General features: G+C 72.3%; 14 protein-coding genes. 5 read left to right on the forward strand and 9 right to left on the reverse strand.

All coding sequences use genetic code 11. The features are described from left to right. Positions 1 to 17: 17 nt before the first annotated feature. Positions 18 to 1,976, reverse strand: a complete 1,959-nt coding sequence (dnaG, locus tag FXF65_RS26075; RefSeq protein WP_148352669.1) for a DNA primase — start codon at positions 1,974 to 1,976, stop codon at positions 18 to 20. Positions 1,977 to 2,253: 277 nt separating this feature from the next. Here dnaG and FXF65_RS26080 point away from each other — a divergent pair, with 277 nt between their 5' ends. Beyond that, complete coding sequence (locus FXF65_RS26080; RefSeq protein WP_148352670.1) at positions 2,254 to 3,531, forward strand: ABC transporter ATP-binding protein; 1,278 nt, start codon at positions 2,254 to 2,256, stop codon at positions 3,529 to 3,531. Here FXF65_RS26080 and FXF65_RS26085 read toward each other — a convergent pair. Next, positions 3,512 to 3,964 carry a MerR family transcriptional regulator gene (locus FXF65_RS26085; protein WP_246199106.1) on the reverse strand — a complete coding sequence of 151 codons (453 nt, stop codon included), beginning with the start codon at positions 3,962 to 3,964 and terminating at the stop codon, positions 3,512 to 3,514. The genes FXF65_RS26080 and FXF65_RS26085 overlap by 20 nt on opposite strands. 135 nt (positions 3,965 to 4,099) lie before the next feature. On the opposite strand from FXF65_RS26085, the gene FXF65_RS26090 reads away from it, so the two are divergent. Continuing rightward, entirely contained in the window at positions 4,100 to 4,963 is an 864-nt protein-coding gene (locus FXF65_RS26090) for an LLM class F420-dependent oxidoreductase (RefSeq protein WP_148352671.1), read from the forward strand. A gap of 9 nt (positions 4,964 to 4,972) precedes the next feature. Here FXF65_RS26090 and FXF65_RS26095 read toward each other — a convergent pair whose 3' ends face one another. The 6 genes from FXF65_RS26095 to ppdK all read right to left on the reverse strand — a co-directional run bounded on the left by FXF65_RS26095 (position 4,973) and on the right by ppdK (position 13,110). Continuing rightward, a complete protein-coding gene (locus tag FXF65_RS26095; RefSeq protein WP_148352672.1) occupies positions 4,973 to 5,434 on the reverse strand; it encodes a GtrA family protein in 462 nt (153 codons plus the stop codon). Between the two features lie 67 nt (positions 5,435 to 5,501). Beyond that, on the reverse strand, positions 5,502 to 6,746 hold the full coding sequence (locus tag FXF65_RS26100; RefSeq protein WP_148352673.1) for an MFS transporter: 1,245 nt from the start codon (positions 6,744 to 6,746) through the stop codon (positions 5,502 to 5,504). Between the two features lie 53 nt (positions 6,747 to 6,799). Then, a complete protein-coding gene (locus FXF65_RS26105) occupies positions 6,800 to 8,026 on the reverse strand; it encodes an NAD(P)/FAD-dependent oxidoreductase (RefSeq protein ID WP_148352674.1) in 1,227 nt (408 codons plus the stop codon). Positions 8,027 to 8,160: 134 nt separating this feature from the next. Next, the gene (locus FXF65_RS26110; protein WP_148352675.1) at positions 8,161 to 9,444 is read right to left on the reverse strand and encodes a deoxyguanosinetriphosphate triphosphohydrolase; all 1,284 of its coding nucleotides are present in this window, start codon (positions 9,442 to 9,444) and stop codon (positions 8,161 to 8,163) included. Between the two features lie 49 nt (positions 9,445 to 9,493). Continuing rightward, the gene (locus tag FXF65_RS26115) at positions 9,494 to 10,300 is read right to left on the reverse strand and encodes a YdcF family protein (protein WP_148352676.1); all 807 of its coding nucleotides are present in this window, start codon (positions 10,298 to 10,300) and stop codon (positions 9,494 to 9,496) included. 83 nt (positions 10,301 to 10,383) lie between these two features. Continuing rightward, the gene (gene ppdK / locus FXF65_RS26120) at positions 10,384 to 13,110 is read right to left on the reverse strand and encodes a pyruvate, phosphate dikinase (RefSeq protein ID WP_148352677.1); all 2,727 of its coding nucleotides are present in this window, start codon (positions 13,108 to 13,110) and stop codon (positions 10,384 to 10,386) included. Positions 13,111 to 13,310: 200 nt separating this feature from the next. Here ppdK and FXF65_RS26125 point away from each other — a divergent pair, with 200 nt between their 5' ends. From FXF65_RS26125 to FXF65_RS26140, 3 genes are all read left to right on the forward strand, one after another. Further along, positions 13,311 to 15,197, forward strand: a complete 1,887-nt coding sequence (locus tag FXF65_RS26125; RefSeq protein WP_246199108.1) for a glycoside hydrolase family 15 protein — start codon at positions 13,311 to 13,313, stop codon at positions 15,195 to 15,197. A gap of 126 nt (positions 15,198 to 15,323) precedes the next feature. Beyond that, complete coding sequence (locus FXF65_RS26130; protein ID WP_148352679.1) at positions 15,324 to 15,884, forward strand: hypothetical protein; 561 nt, start codon at positions 15,324 to 15,326, stop codon at positions 15,882 to 15,884. Between the two features lie 258 nt (positions 15,885 to 16,142). Beyond that, on the forward strand, positions 16,143 to 17,330 hold the full coding sequence (locus FXF65_RS26140; RefSeq protein WP_187412513.1) for a DUF4190 domain-containing protein: 1,188 nt from the start codon (positions 16,143 to 16,145) through the stop codon (positions 17,328 to 17,330). Between the two features lie 40 nt (positions 17,331 to 17,370). On the opposite strand, the gene secD is transcribed toward FXF65_RS26140, so the two are convergent. Then, positions 17,371 to 19,647 (reverse strand): protein translocase subunit SecD, encoded by a 2,277-nt coding sequence (gene secD / locus FXF65_RS26145; RefSeq protein WP_148352682.1) that lies wholly within the window; start codon positions 19,645 to 19,647, stop codon positions 17,371 to 17,373. Positions 19,648 to 19,667 lie beyond the last annotated feature (20 nt).

A 19,667-nucleotide genomic window follows, 5' to 3' on the forward strand; every position in this document is an offset into this window, starting at 1 on the left:
TTTTGCGGTCTCTTGACTTACTGTGACCCAAGCCCTCGCTCCCGCAACACCCGTCTCTGCTGCTCAAGCGCGACAAGATCGCCGAAGAGGCGGTTGTACTCCTCGGGGGCCTCGACCGGATTCAGCCGCCCGAGTTTAGATTTCGCGTCGGCGATCATGCGAGTGAGCTGGCGTTCCTGTATTCGGGCCAGCAGTTCTACGGCATAGCGGTCGTCCGAATCCTGGGCGGCCCGGGCCGGTTCCACGCCGAGTTTGGTGATCAGGTCTCTCACCTGGTCGTTCGGCGCCCGCTCCAGGAGGTGGGAGACCCACTCCTGGACGCCGCCCGCCGCCGTCACGCCGCCCGCCGACGCGATCACCGTGCGCACCGCCGCGTGCGGCGGCGCGATGAACGCGTCGGCCGGCACGTCGTCGAACGCCGGACCGAGCAGCGCGGGCCGCTGGACGGCGAGTTTCAGCAGCTCACGCTCCCGCTGGACCTCCGGGTCGCGCGGGTCGAAGGCGGGCCGCGGCGGCGCCTCCGGCGCGCCGTTCCCGTTCTGCCCGCGGGCGTCGCCGAGGTCGCGGCCGCCGCCGGGACGGCCGTTTCCAGCCCGCCCGTTTCCCGGCCTTTCGCCTCCCTGCCCGGGACGGCCCTGCCGCCGGTTCGCGAGTTCCCGGACGCGCCGCAGCACGAACTGCTCGTCCATGATCCCGAGCCAGCGGTCGAGGTTCACCGCGTACATGTGGCGGCGCGAGCGGTCCTTGATCGCGGCGACGACCGGGGCCGCGGCGTCGAGCGCGCCGAGCCGCCCCTCGACCGTGTCGAGGTCGTGCTGCTCGATCGCGCTGCGCACGGCGAACTCGAACAGCGGCAGCCGGGACGCCACGAGGTCGCGCACGGCCGCGTCGCCGTGCCGGACGCGCAGGTCGCACGGGTCGAGCCCGTCCGGCTGGACGGCGACGAACGTCTGCGAGACGAACTTCTGCTCGTCGTCGAACGCGCGCAGCGCCGCCTTGCGGCCGGCCGAGTCGCCGTCGAAGGTGAAGATCACCTCGCCGCGGAACTCGTCCTGGTCCATGAGGAGGCGGCGCAGCACCTTGATGTGGTCGTCGCCGAAGGCCGTCCCGCAGGTGGCGACGGCGGTCGGGACGCCCGCGAGGTGGCAGGCCATCACGTCGGTGTAGCCCTCGACCACGACGGCCTGGCGGCGGCGCGCGATCTCCTTCTTCGCGAGGTCGGCGCCGTACAGCACCGAGCCCTTGTGGAAGAGCGGCGACTCGGGGGTGTTCAGGTACTTGGGGCCGTCGTCGTCCTCGTAGAGGCGGCGCGCGCCGAACCCGATGACGTCGCCGGACAGGTCGCGGATCGGCCACATCAGCCGCCCGCGGAACCGGTCCATCGGGCCGCGCCTGCCCTCCTTGGCCAGGCCGCCCGAGACGATGTCGCGGTCGGCGAAGCCGCGCCCGCGCAGGTGCCGGACGAGGCCCTCCCACTCGCGGGGCGCGAAGCCCACGCCGAAGTGCTCGGCGTCGGCGGCCTCGAACCCGCGCGCGGACAGGAACTCGCGGCCGATCGCGCCGTCCGGCGAGCGCAGCCGCTCGGCGTAGTACTCGGCGGCGGCCTTGTGCGCCTCGACCAGCCGGGCGCGCTGCCCGCCGTCCTGCCGGGGGCCGCGGCCGGGGCCGCCGTCCTCGTAGCGGAGCTGGACGCCCGCCTGCGCCGCGAGCCGCTCCACCGCCTCGGCGAACGTCAGGTGCTCGATCTCCTGGACGAACTTGATGACGTCGCCGCCCGCCTCGCAGCCGAAGCAGAAGTACAGCCCGCGCGCGGGGGTCACGTTGAACGAGGGGGACTTCTCCTCGTGGAACGGGCAGAGGCCCTTGAGATTGCCGCCGCCCGCGCTGCGGAGCTGCAGGTACTCGCCGATCACGGCGTCGATGGACGCGCGCTCGCGGACGAGCGCGATGTCCTCGTTGCGAATCCTGCCTGCCACGACGTAGGAGTCTACGGCGGGCCCACGACATCCGCCGCCGCGCACCGGAACCCGCGCCCCCGCCCGCCCCGCCGCGCTTGGTCCACGTTCCGCCGGGTTCCGGCGGGCGGCACTTAGGGCCAGCGGTCTGGATCATCCTGACATGACCGGAATTCCGGTTTTTGTGGCCGGACTCGGCCGGATTGACGGCGGTCCGTGCCGGGTCGACTATGGACAAACGGCCCGTCGCGCGATGTGATGACGAGCCGAGATCTTGCTCACACGCAGGCGGAAACCGATGACGGATGTAGTGCTCGACGGCGTCGACAAGGTGTATCCCGGAGGGTTCGAAGCCGTCCGGAACGTACGCCTGCGGATCAACGACGGCGAGTTGTTCGTCCTGCTCGGGCCGTCCGGGTGCGGCAAATCCACCATTCTGCGGATGATCGCCGGGCTGGAGGAGATCACCGGCGGCGACATCTGGCTGAACGGGTCCGTCGCGAACGACCTGTCGCCCCGGGATCGGAACGTGGCAATGGTGTTCCAGGAGGGCGCGCTCTACCCGCACCGCACGGTCAAGGGGAACATGATGTTCCCCCTGGAGGTCTCCGGGGACGACCGCGCCGAGGCGCACGCGAAGGTCCTCGAACTGGCCCGCGCGCTCGGCATCAACACGATGATCGACCGGCTGCCGCGCACGCTGTCCGGCGGCCAGCGGCAGCGCGCCGCGATCGGCCGGGCGCTGATCCGCGAGCCGTCGGTGTTCCTCATGGACGAGCCGCTGTCCAGCCTCGACGCGGGCCTGCGCACCGAGCTGCGGGTCGAGATCGCCGGGCTGGTGCGCTCCAGCGGCACCACCACCGTCTACGTCACGCACGACCAGGTCGAGGCCATGACCATGGCCGACCGGATGGCGGTGCTGCGCGACGGCGTCCTGGAGGACGTCGGCACGCCCGAGCAGATCTACGCCGACCCGGCGACCGTGTTCGTCGCCGCGTTCCTCAGCTCCCCGCCGATCAACCTGCTGCAGGCCACACTGTGGGCGGTGGAGGGCGAGGGGCTGCTGCTCGACTTCGGGCCGCAGCGGCTGACCGTCCCCTGGGAGGACGCGCGCGCCTCCTCGCTGATCAGCCACCACGGCCAGTCGGTCATCGTGGGGATCCGTCCGGACACGCTCATGCCCATCGCGCCGGGGACGCCCGCCGCCCCGGGAACGGTCCTATCCGGGCAGGTTCGCGCGCTGGAGTTCCACGGGCACGAGTGGCTCGCCTACGCCGAGGCGGGCATCCCGACGGTGGACGCCGCCGAGATCGGGCGCCCGCACCGGCCCGCGCCCGCGGCGCCGGAGCGCCCCGGGCTGCGCGACCGGGTGCGCGAGCTGCTCGGCCGCCCGAACCAGGTCGGGGAGGCGGTCGAGGAGGAGCACGCCGGGCACCACCGCCGGTCCGACCTCGTGTTCCGCATCGCCCCCGGCAACCGGCCGAACCGCGGCGACCACGTCGCACTGACCGTCGACCTCGACCGCGTGCTGTTCTTCGGCGCGAACGGGCGGCGCGTCAACCCCGTCCTGCGGTAGCGGCCGCGGTCCCGTTCACTGCCCCGGTGGCGGCGAGGTCGCCCTCGTCGCGCTGCGCCGCGCAGGCGCCGGTGAGCGCGCTGCCGTAGATGCCGATCTTCCACTTGATCCGCGACTGCTGCTCGCGCAGCAGGGCGATCTGCTCCTCGACGCGGCGGTCGTGCGCCTGCAGCAGTTCGAGCCGCTCCGCCACCGTGCCGGGGACCCGGGCCAGCTCGGAGTACCTGAGCATCTCGGCGATCGGCATGCCCGTCCCGCGCAGGCAGCGGAGCATCTCGAGCCAGGACAGGTCGTCGTCGCTGAACACCCGGCGGCCGGACGCGTTCCGCGCGATGCCCGAGAGCAGGCCGATCTTCTCGTAGTAACGCAGCGTGTCGATGCTGAAACCGCTCTTCTCGGCGGTCTCGGCCGGAGAGTAGGAACCCACGTTCACCAGCCTCCCACCTGGAGTGCACTCCAGGTCAAACGCGGGCAGGTCCTCTACTTGACCTGGAGCGCGCTCCAGGACGCAGAGTGAGGTTCGGCACGGCTGCGAGACGAAGAGCCATGAGACGAAAGGCATGCGCAAATGCGCGTTGGACTTCAGATTCCCAGTTTCACCTTTCCCGGCGGGCCCGAGCAGATCGCCCCGGTCTTCGGGCGGATGGCCCGCGAGGCCGACCAGGCGGGGCTGCACTCGCTCTGGGTGATGGACCACTTCTTCCAGATCCAGGGGGTGGGCGCGTCCGAGGAGCCGATGCTGGAGGGCTACTCGGCGCTCGCCTACGCAGCCGCGATCACCGAGCGGATCTCGCTCGGGACGATGGTCACCGGCGTCACCTACCGCCATCCCGGCATCCTGGTCAAGACGGTGACCACGCTGGACGTCCTGTCCGGCGGGCGCGCCTGGCTCGGCATCGGCGCGGCGTGGAACGAGGAGGAGTCGCGGGGGCTCGGCGTCCGGTTCCCGCCGACCGCGGAGCGGTTCGAGCGGCTCGAGGAGACGCTGCGGCTCGCCCGCCAGATGTGGGACGGCGACGAGTCCGCGTTCGAGGGCGTCCACTACTCGCTGGAGCGCCCGCTGAACTCGCCGCCGCCGGTGCGGCGCCCGCCGATCCTGATCGGCGGCGGCGGAGAGAAGAAGACGCTGCGGTTCGTCGCCAAGTACGCCGACGCGTGCAACCTCTTCGACTCCGACGAGCTGCCGCGCAAGCTGGACGTCCTGCGCGAGCACTGCGAGCGCGAGGGACGCGACTACGCCGAGATCGAGAAGACCTCGCTGTCCCTCATCACCGGCCCGGTCTCCCTGGACGAGGTGGTCGACACCATCGGGCGGCTCGCCGACTCGGGCGTCGACCATGCGATCTTCACCCAGGGCACCGGGCAGGACCTCGCGGGCGTCCTCGGCGAGGCGCTGGCGCAGACGGAGAAGCTGGTCCCGGCCGGGCGCTGAACCCGGGGGCTACGCGGCGGCGGGGGTGAATACCCACTTCTTGTACGACCAGTAGCGGAACGCCGCGCCGAACGCGACGCCCGCGAGCAGCCCGCCGTTGTAGGCGACCCCGCCGTGCAGGCCGAGGGTGTAGTACGTGAAGCCGGTGCAGAGCACCTGGATGAGCAGCCCGACGCCGTTCAGCGCGAAGAAGATCGCGACCTCCCGGCCGGAGCCGTCGCTGTCCCGGTGGCGGAACACCCAGTAGCGGTTGAGCAGGTAGGACGCGAACGTGGACAGCACGGTCGGCACGGCGACGCTGGTGACCGGGCTGCCGCCGAGCCAGGCGCGCATCAGGTTGGCGCCGAAGATCATGATCAGGGTGCCGACGACCCCCACGAAGCCGAAACTGAGCAGTTCGCTGAGGAAGGTGCGGTACGCCGGGGCGGTCGCGGCCGTTTCGGCCGGTCTCGACCGCTGTATGGTGCTCACTCGCCCAGACCTTACCTGAGTAGGACATTTACCAATGTCACAACCCGGCCAAAAAGGGTAAGACGCTTTACCGTTCCGGGGCGGCGGCGTCCGCGGCGGCCGACGCGGGGGCGCTCGCCGAGGCCGCCGTCCCGGCCGCGGGGGCCAGCAGGACGATCAGCCCGACCAGCCCGACCGGCACCGCCAGCGCCCACGCGAGCCCGACGCCCTGCGCGACGAACCCGATGACCGGCGGCCCGCCGAGCAGCCCCAGGTAGCCGACCCCGGTCACGCGGGAGATCCCGGTCGCCGCGGGGACGCCGGGGACGTTCCCCGCCGCGCTGAACGTCACCGGCGCGACGACCGCGACGCCGAGGCCGAACACCGTGAACCCGCAGACGGCCGCCGCCGGGTGCCCGGCGGCGAGCCCGAGCCCGAGGCCGAGCGCGGCGAACAGCGACCCGGCGCGCAGCACCGGGACGGGTCCGAACCGCGCGACGACCCGGTCCCCGGCGAGCCGTCCGAGGGTCATCGCGACCGCGCAGCCGGCGAAGCCGAGTCCGGCGAGCCCCGGCCCGGTGCCGAGGTCCTCGCGCAGGTAGACGGCGCTCCAGTCGGCCATCGCGCCCTCGCCGACGAACGAGCACAGGCCGATGACGCCGAGCATGAGCAGCGGCCATCTGGACGCCCGCACCGCGGCGGCGGCCCCGGACGGGCGGCCGTCCGGGCGGTCGTCCGGGACGGGCGCGGCGTCCAGGGTGTCGTGGGACGGGTCCAGCAGCTCGCGGCAGCCGACCACGATCAGCACCGCCAGCACGGCGGTCGCCCCGGCCATGTGCAGCGCGACGGGCACCCCCGCCTGCGCCATCCCGGAGCCGACCAGCGCGGCCACGAGCGTCCCGATGCTGAACGAGCCGTGCAGGCCGGACATCAGCGGGCGCCCGTAGCCGCGCTCGACGGCCACGCCCTGGGCGTTCATCGCCACGTCCATCAGGCCGAGGGACGCGCCCATCAGCAGCAGCGCGAAGATCAGCGCTGGAAGGTTCCAGGCCAGGCCGAGCGGGACCAGCGACGCCGCCCCGGCGAGCCCGCCGCCGATCGTGGTCGCGCGGCTGCCCCAGCGGGCGACGATCCGCCCGGCGAACCGGACGGCGATCACGACGCCGACCGGCGCGCCGAGCAGCGCGACGCCCATCGAGCCCGCGCTCAGCCCGAGGTGCTCCTTGATCTGCGGGATGCGGGCGACCCAGGCGGTGCCGAACGTCCCGTGCGCCGCGAACGCCAGCGTGACGGCGAACCGGGCGCGGCGGAACGTCGCGATCTCCGTAACCACCCACCAGACTGTACGCGGCTTACCGGGGTGAGATCATCCCGGTGAGCCGAGATTCAGCCGAGTTCGGAGAGCGGGACGGCGGGGTCGGCGAGCCGGTCCGCGTCCACCCGGGCGCCCGAGCGGATGAGCCCCTGGATGTCGCCCGTGACGTCCCACACGTTGACGTTCATCCCGCCCACGACCCGGCCGCCGGACAGCCAGAACGCGATGAACTCCCGGCCGGGGACGTCCCCCCGGTACACGACCTGGTCGTACTCCCCCGGCGACGCGACGCCCGACATCTCCATGCCGAGGTCGTACTGGTCGCTGAAGAAGTACGGGACGCGGTCGTACACCACGTCCTGGCCGAGCATGGCGCGGGCGGCGGCGGGGCCGCCGTTCAGCGCGTTCGCCCAGTGCTCCACCCTGATCCGGCGGCCGAGCAGCGGGTTGAACGCGTTGGCCACGTCCCCGGCCGCGTAGATGTCCGGGTCGGACGTGCGCAGCGACTGGTCGACGAGGACGCCGTCCGACACCTCGAGCCCGGCCTCCTCGGCGAGCCGGGTGTTCGGCCGCACGCCGATCCCGACGACCACCACGTCGGCGGGGACCTCGGCGCCGCCGGAGGTGACCACCGCCGACACCTGCCCGGCGCCCCAGAAACCCGCCACGCCCTGGTCGAGCCGCAGGTCGACGCCGTGCTCGCGGTGCAGGTCGGCGAAGACGCCGCCGAGCTCCGGGCCGAGCGCCGCGTGCAGCGGGGCCGGCTCGGGCTCGATGACCGTCACCTCGTTGCCGTAGGAGCGGGCGGCGGCGGCCGTCTCCAGGCCGATCCACCCCGCCCCGGCGACGACGACGCGCCGCCCGCCGGGCGCGAACGCCTGCTTCAACTCCGCCGAATCGGCCATGGTGCGCAGATAGTGGATGCCCTGGAGCTTGGCCCCCGGAACGTCCAACCGTCTCGGGGACGCGCCCGTCGCCAGCAGCAGCTTGGTATAGCGGATCGGCTCCTGGGTCGACAGCCGGACCTCGTGCGCCTCCCGGTCGACGGCGTCGACGGTGACGCCGAGCCGCAGCTCCACGTCGTGCTTGTCGTACCAGTCGGCCTCGTGGACGTGCGCCTTTTCACGGGGCTCCTTGTCCAGCAGGAAGCCCTTGGACAGCGGCGGCCGCTCGTACGGCCGCTCGATCTCCTCCCCGATCAACAACAACCGGCCGGTGAAGCCCTCCTGGCGGAGCGTCTCCGCCGCCTTGGCCCCGGCCAGGCTGGCTCCGGCGATCACGAACGTCTCCTCGGGCATGACGACCTCCTGTAGTTGACCTGTAGCTATCCCTACAGCGGCCTCCGTAACGAGACAAGGGTCATCGTCGGGCGCGTCCCGGGGTAATCGGCGTCCGGGCCGATCCGCGCGACGGCGATCGTCAGGCGCGATCGTCAGGCGGTGCCGCCGAGCAGGCGGTGCCGCGCCATCGCCGACAGGTCGGTCAGCGAGGCGATCTGGTCGACGACGGCGCGGAGCCGCCCGGCGTCGTCGGGCGCGTCCTCGAACGCGGCGCGGAAGCCGGGTTCGAGGGTGCCCGGCGCGCCCGCGAGCGTCAGCTCGGCCAGCTCGGTGATCAGCGTCCGCTGGCGGGCCCTGACCTCCTCGTGGCTGATCCAGACGTAGTGCGCGGTGATGCCCTTGAGCAGGGCGTTCTCCAGCCGCTGCACGCGCGGGACGATCAGCTCCGCCGCGTACCTGGTGAGCGGGCGGTCGCCGTAGGCGGCGCGGGTGGCGGTCTCGGCGGCCATGCAGAACCGTCCGATCAGCGTGCTGGTGAGGTTCTTCAGCGCGGCGAGGCTGCGCGGCGTCCCCTCGTAGCGGTCCGGCCAGTACGGCTCGGCGAGCAGCGCGGCGAACCGCTCCTCCAGCTCGGCGAGGTCGGCGTCCGGGCAGTACAGCTTGGCCGCCGTGGTCGCGACGAGCCGCCGCTCGGCCGGGTCGGCGAGCCGGGCGAAGTCGATGTGCCCGGCGACGAGCGCGTCCTCCAGGTCGTGGACGGAGTAGGCGACGTCGTCGCTCCAGTCCATGACCTGGGCCTCGAAGCACGTCCGGCCCGGTTCGACGCCCTCCCGGACCCAGGCCGCCACCGGCATGTCGTCGTCGTAGATGCCGAACTTGCCGTTGACCGCCTCGGCCAGGGGCCACGGGTACTTCATCGCGGCGTCCAGCGCGGCGCGGGTCAGGTTCAGGCCGACGCTGCGCCCGTACAGGGGCGGGCCGTCCGGCGCGAACGACTTCGGCTCAAGCCGGGTCAGGACGCGGAGGCTCTGCGCGTTGCCCTCGAACCCGCCGCAGGGGCGGGCGACGACGTCCAGCGCCGCCTCCCCGTTGTGCCCGAACGGCGGGTGCCCGATGTCGTGGGACAGGCACGCCGCCTCCACGAGGTCGGGGTCGCAGCCGAGCGACTTGCCCAGCTCGCGGCCCACCTGGGCGCATTCGAGCGAGTGGGTGAGCCGGGTGCGCAGGCTCTGCACGGTGTCGGCGGCGGAGTCCGCGCCCGGCGAGGCGACCTGCGTCTTCGCGGCGAGCCTGCGCAGCGCCGCGCTGTGCAGGACGCGGGCCCGGTCGCGCTCGAAGGCCGTCCGGTCGCGCCGCTTGGCGGGCTCGCGGGCCCATCGCTCCCGGTCGCGGCGCGCGTAGCCGCCGGGGCTCGGGTGGGTGGAGGTGCTCGTCATGGCCCTTTCCAGGGTAAGCGGGCGCGTCCCGGAACCGGCGGCACGGCGGTCAGGGGCCGGACGGCGTCGCGGTCGTGGACGGGTCGATGTGGATGCGCTTGATCGTCTCGCTCGGCGTCTTCACGCTCTTGCCGAGCAGCACGTACGACAGGTAGCCGCCGGTCTCGCGGACGATGTAGTGGAACTGGGTGTCGCGGGTCTGCACGCTCGGCCCGCTCCGGGTCGGGGACGCGGCCGCCTTGATCCCGCTGTCCTCGGCCATCTTCTTGGACCGCAGCCCGTGCCACGGGTCCGTGACGATCACCGCGGACGACCAGTGCCGCCGGTCGAACTCCTTGCCGACGGCCTTCATGCTCTCCAGTGTGTCGCGCCCGACGGGCACCGCGACGACCTTGGCGGCGGGCACCCCGCCCTTGGCGATCAGCCATTCGCGGCCCGAGCCCGCCTCGGTGAAGTTGTCGCCGGGCGCCTTGCCGCCCACCGTGACGATCGCGGGCGCGACGCCCTGCCGGTACAGGTCGAGCGCGTGCTGGAGCCGCCATTTCAGCGTCGGGGACGGCACCCCGTTGTACTGGGCGGCGCCGAGCACGACGATCGCGTCGGAGCGCGGGCGCTCGTCCTGCCGGGCCTGGTACCAGATCCGCAGCCCCACGGTGAGCGGGGTGAGGACGACGATGGCGAGCAGCCCGACGAAGACGCTCACCGGGATCGTGACCCACGGCGACCGCCTGCGCCGCCGCCCCCTGCGGCGCGGGCGGCGGCGCGGCTCGTCGTCGTGCTCGGCTGTGTCTGGCCCGTCGGCGTCGGCGGGCTCGGCTTCGGGCAGGCTCTCCGGCAATTCCACTTCCAACGTCATCGCATCGGACACACTAATTAGATGGTCCGGCACGCGCGTCGGGTTCGGCGATTCGGCGTGTCAGCTGCCTTTTCCGGATATGGTCAGCGGCTGTCCCCGCCTCCCGCACCGGCTCCCGTCCCCGATCCGGCCGCGGCCTCCGCCGCCTCGATCGCCGCGCGCCCCGCCTCCAGCCGCGCGACGGGGATGCGGAACGGCGAGCAGGACACGTAGTCCAGCCCCGCCTCGTGGCAGAAGTGCACCGAGTCGGGGTCGCCGCCGTGCTCGCCGCAGATGCCGAGGTGCAGGCCGGGACGGGCGCGCCGGCCCTCCTCGACGGCGATGCGGATCAGCCGTCCGACGCCCTCCCGGTCGAGCGTCTCGAACGGCGACACCCCGAAGATCCCGAGTTCCAGGTACTGCGAGAAGAACGCGGCCTCGACGTCGTCGCGGGAGAAGCCCCAGGTCGTCTGGGTGAGGTCGTTGGTGCCGAAGGAGAAGAACTCGGCGGCCTCGGCGATCTGCCCGGCGGTCAGCGCGGCCCTCGGCAGCTCGATCATCGTGCCGATCAGCGCGGGGACGTCCACGCCGGACGCCTCCGCGACCTCGGCGAGGATGCCGCGGGCCTCGTCCCGGACGGCCTCCAGCTCCTGCACCGCGCCGACCAGCGGGATCATGATCTCCGGGCGCGGGTCGCCGCCCGCCCGGCGGCGCGCCGCCGCGGCCTCGGCGATGGCCCGGACCTGCATGCCGAACAGGCCCGGGATGACCAGCCCGAGACGGACGCCGCGCAGGCCGAGCATGGGGTTCTGCTCGTGCAGGCGGGTGACCGCTTCGAGTAGCCTCCGGTCCTTGGCGTCCGCGTCGTCCCCGGCGAGCGCGACCTTGACCGACAGGTCGGTGATGTCGGGGAGGAACTCGTGCAGCGGCGGGTCGATCAGCCGGATGGTGACCGGGAGGCCGTCCATCGCCTCGAAGATGCCCTCGAAGTCCTGCTTCTGGAGGGGTTCGAGGGCGTCCAGCGCGGCCTTGCGGCCCTCGTCGTCCGCGGCGAGGATGAGCTGCTCGACGAGCTGCCGCCGGTCGCCGAGGAACATGTGCTCGGTGCGGCACAGCCCGATCCCGGCCGCGCCGAACCGGCGGGCGCGGGCGGCGTCCTCGGGGGTGTCGCAGTTCGCGCGGACGTCCAGCCTCGCCCGCGCGTCGGCGTGCTCCATCACGCGGTGGACGGCGTTGACGAGGTCGTCGCCGTCCCCCTCGGTCCGCTCGCCCTCGAAGTACCGGACGACGGGCGAGTCCTCGACGGGGACCTCGCCCAGGTAGACGTCGCCGGACGACCCGTCGATGGAGATCACGTCGCCCTCCCGGACGGTGACCCCGCCGGGCGCGGTGAAGTGCCCGTCCTTGACGTCGACGTCGAGCTCCTCGGCGCCGCACACGCAGGTCTTGCCCATCCCCCGGGCGACGACGGCGGCGTGCGAGGTCTTCCCGCCCCGGGACGTCAGCACGCCCTTCGCGGCCACCATCCCGGCGAGGTCGTCGGGGTTGGTCTCGCGGCGGACGAGGATCACGTCCTCCCCGCGCCCGGCCAGCTCGACGGCGCGGGGCGAGGTGAAAACGGCCTTGCCGACGGCCGCGCCCGGCGAGGCGTTCATCCCCTTGGTGAGCTTCGTCACCCCGTCGACCTTGCTCGCGAAGCGGGGGAACATGAGCTGGGCGAGCTGGTCGCCGGTGACGCGGCGGGCGGTCTCGTCCATGTCGATGAGGCCCTGGTCGAAGAGCTGGCAGGCGATGCGGAAGGCCGCCGCCGCCGTCCGCTTGCCGACCCGGGTCTGGAGCATCCACAGCTTGCCGCGCTCGATCGTGAACTCGATGTCGCACATGTCGCGGTAGTGGTTCTCCAGCGTCTCCATGATCTCGAGGAGCCGGTCGTAGGACGCCTTGTCGATCCGCTCGAGCTCCTTCAGCGGGACGGTGTTGCGGATGCCCGCGACCACGTCCTCGCCCTGCGCGTTCTGCAGGTAGTCGCCGTAGACGCCCTGCTGGCCGGACGCCGGGTCGCGGGTGAAGGCGACGCCCGTCCCGGAGTCGAGGCCCATGTTGCCGAAGACCATCGAGCAGATGTTCACGGCTGTGCCGAGGTCGACCGGGATGCGCTCCTGCCGCCGGTACAGGATCGCGCGGGGGGCGTTCCAGGAGTTGAACACCGCCTCGACGGCGAGGTCCATCTGCTCGCGCGGGTCGGTGGGGAACGACCGCCCCGCCTGCTCCTTGACGATCGCCTTGAACCGTCCGACGAGCTCCTTGAAGTCGTCGGCGGTCAGGTCGCCGTCGCTGTCGGTGCCCCGGGCGCGCTTGACGTCCTCGATCGCGTCCTCGAACAGGTCGCCGTCGACGTCGAGGACGGTCTTGCCGAACATCTGGATCAGGCGGCGGTAGGAGTCCCACGCGAAGCGCTCGTCCCCCGCCTGCGCGGCGAGGCCGTGCACGGACTCGTCGTTCAGCCCCACGTTGAGGACGGTCTCCATCATCCCCGGCATGCTGAACTTGGCCCCGGACCGCACGCTGACCAGAAGCGGGTCGTCGCTCTGGCCGAGCTTCTTGCCCATCGCCGACTCCAGCGCGGCGAGGTGGGCGTTCACCTCGTCGGCGAGCCCGCCGGGCAGGGTCCCGTGGGCGAGGTAGTGTCGGCACGCCTCCGCGGTGATCGTGAACCCGGGGGGGACGGGCAGCCCGAGGTTGGTCATCTCGGCCAGGTTGGCGCCTTTGCCGCCCAGCAGGTCCTTGAGGTCCTTGTTTCCCTCAGTGAAGTCGTAAACGAACTTCGGCACGGAGAGCTCCTTCCGCCCTGTTTGCGGGGACTGTACCCGCGAACTTCCGCATGTTTCGGCGCCCACCCGGCGGGACGGAGTTTGCCCAGGTCAGACTAAGGATAGTGGTCTATTCCAATTCGGACCAACGGGGATCAACCCGGACACGGAGGCGTGCCCACTCGGCGCGCGCGGGAATGATGGATCACGGAGGTGAGGCTGTGAGGCCGAAGGTCGCCGGCGGCCGGGCGGGAGACCCGTTCGCCCCGATCGCCGATTTCGGATTCCTGTCGGACTGCGAGACGACCGCGCTGGTCGCGCCGAGCGGCAACATCGAGTGGATGTGCCTGCCGAAGATGGACTCGCCCAGCGTCTTCGGGTCGATCCTGGACCGCGACGCCGGGTACTTCCGGGTCGGCCCGGCGGGCGTGGAGGTGCCCGCCGCGCAGCGCTACGTCCCCGGCACCATGGTCATGGAGACCACCTGGTGGGTGCACGGCGGCTGGCTCGTGGTGACCGACGCCCTGCTGATGGGCCCGTGGCACCACGAAACGGAACGTTCCCATACGCACCGCAGGGCCCCGACCGACTACGACGCCGACCACGTCCTGCTGCGGATGGTGGAGTGCGTGAACGGCCAGGTCCAGGTCCGGCTCGACTGCATGCCGGTGTTCGACTACGGGCGGACCCCGGCCCGCTGGGAGCACGCCGGGGCCGGTTACCACGAGGCCGTGGCGCGCGGCGACGGGCTCGGGCTGCGGCTCACCACCGACATGAACGTCGGGTTCGAGGGGTCGCTCGCCACGGCCCGGACGCTGCTGAAGCAGGGCGAGTCCCGGTTCGTGGCGCTGTCGTGGAGCGAGCACGCGGCGCCGTCGTCCTGGCAGGACGCGCGCGAGCGGCTGACCTGGACCGTCCACCACTGGCAGCACTGGCTCGACCGGGGCCGGTTCCCCGACCATCCGTGGCGCAGCCACCTGCAGCGCAGCGCGCTGACGCTGAAGGGGCTGACGTTCGGGCCGTCCGGGGCGGTGGCCGCGGCGGCGACGACGTCCCTGCCCGAGTCGCCCGGCGGCGACCGCAACTGGGACTACCGCTACACCTGGATCCGCGACTCGACGATGGCGCTCTGGGCCTTCTACACCCTCGGGTACGACTGGGAGGCGAACGACTTCTTCTACTTCATCACCGACGTCGCCGAGGCCGCCGAGGGCCGGCTCCAGATCATGTACGGGCTGGACGGCCGCGAGGAGCTCCCCGAGTCGACGCTCGACCACCTGACCGGGTACGACGACGCCCGTCCGGTCCGGATCGGCAACGAGGCGTACAAGCAGGCCCAGCACGACGTGTGGGGCGCGATCATCGGCTCGATCTACCTGTTCGTGCGCAAACGCGACCGGCTGGACGACCGGCTCTGGAAGATCATCATCAAGCAGGTGGAGGACGCGCTCGCCAACTGGCGCGCCCCCGACCGCGGCATGTGGGAGGTGCGCGGGGAGCCGCGGCACTTCACCTCGTCCAAGGTGTTCTGCTGGGTGGCGGCCGAGCGCGGCGCCCGGCTCGCCCGCATCCGCGGCGACCGCGACCGGGCCCGCCGCTGGCAGGCCGCCGCCGACGAGATCCACGCCGACGTGCTCGCGCACGCGCTGGACGAGCGCGGCGTCTTCACCGCCCACTACGGCGCCTCGGCGCTGGACGCGTCCGCGCTGCTGATCCCGCTGCTGGGCTTCCTCCCGGCGGACGACAAGCGGGTGCGTGAGACCGTCCTCGCCATCGCCGACGAGCTGTCGGAGGACGACCTCGTGCTGCGCTACCGCGCGGCGGAGACCGACGACGGCTTCGACTCCGACGAGGGCACTTTCACGATCTGCTCGTTCTGGCTGGTCAGCGCGCTGGTGATGATCGGCGAGCTGGACCGGGCGCGGGCGCTGTGCGAGAAGCTGCTGTCCTACGCGAGCCCGCTCCAGCTCTACGCGGAGGAGATCGACCCGCACACCGGACGGCACCTCGGCAACTTCCCGCAGGCGTTCACCCACCTGGCCCTGATCAACGCGGTCATGCAGGTGATCAGGGCGGAGAACGACGAACCCCAGTCCCCCTTGGCCTGACGGCGCCTGACGAGGATCGGCGGGCCGGATGATCACAACCTGACAACTGCTGTCAGAACACCCGTTCCGCCCGGTTCGTCCCGACTACCGTTCCGTTCCGTCCCCGCCTCCGTGGCGGAGGCGCCCGTGCGGACGAGGCGGCGCGCGGTGGTCATGCTCTGCGCCGTGCTCGCCGGGCTCGTCCTGGCCGGGGCGGGCGTGTTCGGGGTCGTCCGGTTCGCCGCCGATGACGGCGGGTCCCGCGGCCGTCCGATCCCCGGGGGCATGGTGGCGGTGGCGTCCCTGGCGGCGGGCGAGTGCCTCAGCGGGTACACCGATCCGGCGGCGGTGCGGCAGCCGTGCGACCGCGGCCACACCGGCGAGGTCGGCGCCAAGGCGACGCTGCGGGACGGCGCGTACCCCGGCGCCGAAGGGCTCCGCGCCCAGGCGACGGACCTGTGCAAGGAGCGGACGGCGTTCCTCACCAAGGTCCCCTGGGCGGCCGACCTCGAACTCAAGATCGCACTGCCCCGCGCGGACGCCCGGTGCTACGCGCAGGCGCGGCGGGTCCTGACGCGCCTGCCGAAGTCCGTGGAGCCGATGTACATACGGCCGAGCCGGGAGACCTGGGCGCAGGGCGACCGGCTGGTCTACTGCCTGCTCGTGAGCAAGAGCGAGCCACTGCGGCGATCCTTCATGAAACGCTGAAAACGATCACGACGGCCGCGCCCCTTCACCGGCCTCCGGCGGCCCCCGCCCTCGGGAGGCCGCCGGACGGGTCGCACCGCCGCGCCGGGGTCGTGCACCGAGCGCCCGCGCCAGACGACGGGACGACCCGCGCCGCGGAGGTGATGTTGTTCACTGTAATGGACGGGAGTATCTTTCTATGGTTTCTAATCTATTACGAGTCGGCGACGGGCCGTCGGAAACGGATCTTCCGCCGGGTGCGCTGGCTAGCTTTCTGCCGTGACAACGCCACCGCCCACTGACGACGACACCAACGAGCCCACGCCCGGTCCGGCCTGGGCCGCGCCCGGCGAACTCCCGGTGGAGTCCGCCCTCCCGCCCGGCGGTCCCCCGCTTCCCGGCGCCGCACCCCACGCCCACGGGCCACCGCCCGGCGGTCCGCCGCTTCCCGGCGCCGCGCCCCACGGCCACGGGCCGCCGCCCGGTGGTGCGCCGCTGCCGGGCGCCGCGCCCCGGCCGCGGATCAACCCGTTCGCGATCATGGCGCTGCTCTCCGGGCTGTTCGGACTCGTGCTCTTCGCGATCGGGTTCGCCGTCGCCGCGTTCGTCCAGACCGGGCGCCGCGGCGAGCGGGGCAGGTGGCTCGCCGTGGTCGGCCTCGTCGCGGCCGCCGGCTGGATCGCGGTCATCGCGGTCGTGGTCGTCGCGACCTCGCTGCTCACCGCGGACCGCGACGAGTCCGGGCACGTCACGGGCAAGGACAAGCTCCTGCCCGGGATGCTCCGCGTCGGCGACTGCTTCACCGGGCTGGAGGGCGTCTCCAGCAGGTCCCCCATCACGGCCCTGCCCTGCTCGCGGCCGCACGAGGGCGAGGCCGTCGCCGAGCTGCGGCTCCCCCGCGACCCGTGGCCCGGCGACAGGGAGGTCCTGGAGCGGGCGAGCGACGCCTGCGACTACAAGGTCGCCCGGTTGATGAAGAGCCGGTACGCCGAGCACCTGGAGCAGTACGCCATCCCGCCGAACAAGCTGGGCTGGGACGCCGGGGACCGCCGGACGCTCTGCATCCTGCGCTACATCGGCCCGGTGAAGCTCACCGTGCCGCTCGCCGAGACCATGGATCCGAACAAGAGGCTCTGGCGGGAGCTGCACCGCGGCGACTGCCTCGCCGCCTGGTCGGAGGGTTCGATCGTCCAGAGCGTCCTGCCCTGCGACAAGGCGCACTGGTCGCAGGTGTACGCCGTCTACAAGCTGCCCTCCGTCTCGTACCCGGGGGAGAAGACGCTCCAGCGGAAGGTCAAGGCGGGCTGCAACGCGCGCTGGTGGGACGGCTTCGACGTCCGCGAATACCCGCAGCTGGTGCGCTTCGCGTACCCGGTCGAATATGAGTGGGAGGCCGGTGTCCGCACCGCGGTCTGCCTCGGGGAGGCCGACAAGAAGCCCCTGAAGAAGTCGCTGCTGCGGCACTGACCGGTGGCCCCCGGCACCCGCCGGGGGCCACCAGTGCGGGTCAGACGACCGCGCCGGAGTCGTTCGCCGAGCGCCGCGCCGGACGCCGGGACGACCCGCCCTTGCGCTGCGGCGGCGGCGCCTTCGCGTACCGCTCCAGGACGACCGCGATCGGCGTCGCGGTGAACACGCTGGAGTACGTCCCGACGACGATGCCGATCAGCAGGGCGATCGCGAAGTCCCGCAGCGAGTCCCCGCCGAGGACGGCGAGCGCCGCGAGGATGAACAGCGCGCCCATCCCGGTGTTGATCGTCCGCGGGACGGTCTGCAGCACCCCCCGGTTCGCGATCGCCGCGAACCGGCCCTTCGGCTGGTCGCCCCACAGCTCCCGGACCCGGTCGAACACGACGACCGAGTCGTTCACCGAGTACCCGATGATCGTGAGGAGCGCGGCGAGGAAGACGCCGTCGATCGGTTTCCCGAGCCAGGCGAACACGCCGGTGACGATCACGATGTCGTGGAACATGGCGAGGACCGAGCCGGTCGCGAACGTCCAGCGGAACCTGATCGTCAGGTAGGCGAGCTGGACGAGCAGCGCGACGCCGAGCGCGATGAGCGCCTTCTTGCGCAGCTCGTCGCCGAGGCTCGGCCCGATCAGCTCGTCGCGCTGCTTGGCCGCCCCGCCGCCCTCCTTCGCGAGCGCGTCCTGGATGCGCTTCTCCTGCTCGTTGGTCAGGTCGGACGTCCGGACGGAGATGTCGTCCTTCCCGGACGTCTGGACGACGGCGCGCGGGAACCCGGCGTCGGACACGGCGGCGCGGGCGGTGTCGATGTCCACGTGGCGGCTGGTGGAGTACTCGACGAGCCGCCCGCCGGTGAACTCGACGCCGTAGTTCAGCCCGCGGCTGAAGATCCCGGTCGCGGCGATGAGGACGGCGAGCCCGGAGATCCCGAGCCACAGGCGGCTGCGCCTCATCAGGTCGGGGCCGCTCTCCTCCAGCCACCGCCGGATCCGCCCGGCCCCGGCGAGGCCGCCCGCCCGGCCCCTGGTCAGCTTGGGGAAGCGCGCGGCGGCGGCGTCGGTGAGCACGCGGCTGAGCAGCATCGCGGACACCAGGGACGCCAGCACGCCGATCGTCAGCGTGACGCCGAACCCCTTCACCGGCCCGGACGCGAGGAAGAACAGCAGGCCGCCCGCCAGCAGCGTGGTGACGGCGCTGTCGGCGATCGCCGACCACGCCTTGTCGAAGCCGACGGCGAGCGCCGCGCGCGCTCCGCGTCCCGGGGCCGCCGCCCGTTCCTCCCTGGCGCGTTCGAAGGCGAGGACGTTCGCGTCGATGGCCATGCCGATGGCGAGGACGAACCCGGCGAGCCCCGGCAACGTGAGCGTCGCGCCGACGGCGACGAGCGCGGCGTAGGAGATCAGCGCGTACCCGGCGAGCGCGACCGTGGCGAGCAGGCCGACGATCCGGTAGACGGCCACGATGAACAGGCCGGTCAGGATGATGCCGATGACGGCGGCGCGGGCGCTGGCGTCGATCGCCTCGTCGCCGAGCGTCGGCCCGACCACCCGCTGCTCGATGACCTTCACCGGGACGGGCAGCGAGCCGCCCTCGATCAGCGCCGCCAGGTCCTTCGCCTCGTCCGCGCCGAAGCTGCCGGTGATCTGGGTGGAGCCGCCGGTGATCCCGACGCCGCACGGCACGCTCCCGGTGACCTGCGGGGACGAGATGACCTTGCCGTCCAGGACGATCGCGACGCGCCGCTCGTCACCGGTCGCGCACGCCGCCTTGGCGGTCAGCTTCTCCCAGGTCTTGCCGCCGCCGCCCTTGAAGTCGACGTTGACGGCCCAGCCGCCGATGTTCTGCGGGTCGTAGACGGCGCTCGCCGAGCCGACGCCCGCCCCGGTCAGCGCGGCCGGGCCGATGAGGATCTGCTGCCCGGACTCGTCCGGGATGAGCTGCTGCCCCTGCGCGGGCTTGCCGGTGTCGGGCAGCACGGGATGCGCGGTGAGCTGCGCGGTCTTGCCGAGCGTCGCGGCGGCCTGGGCCGGGTCCTGGACGTCGGGCAGCTCGACGATCAGCCGCCGGTCGCCGGACCGGGTGATCGACGACTCGGCGACGCCGAGCGCGTCGACCCGCCGGTGGAGCACCTCCCGGGCGCGGTCGGTGGACTTGCGGTCGGCCTTCACGGTCGGCGAGTCCTGGGTTTCGAGCACGATCTGCGTCCCGCCGCGGAGGTCGAGGCCGAGGCGGGCGGGTTTGGACCAAGCGAAATAGAACGATGTGGCGAGCACGGCGAACGCCAGTACCGCCCGCACCACGTTGGCGCGAGTCAAGGGAACCTCCACACGGGACT

This window comes from Actinomadura syzygii (assembly GCF_008085905.1).
In the GTDB taxonomy this organism is placed as follows: domain Bacteria; phylum Actinomycetota; class Actinomycetes; order Streptosporangiales; family Streptosporangiaceae; genus Spirillospora; species Spirillospora syzygii.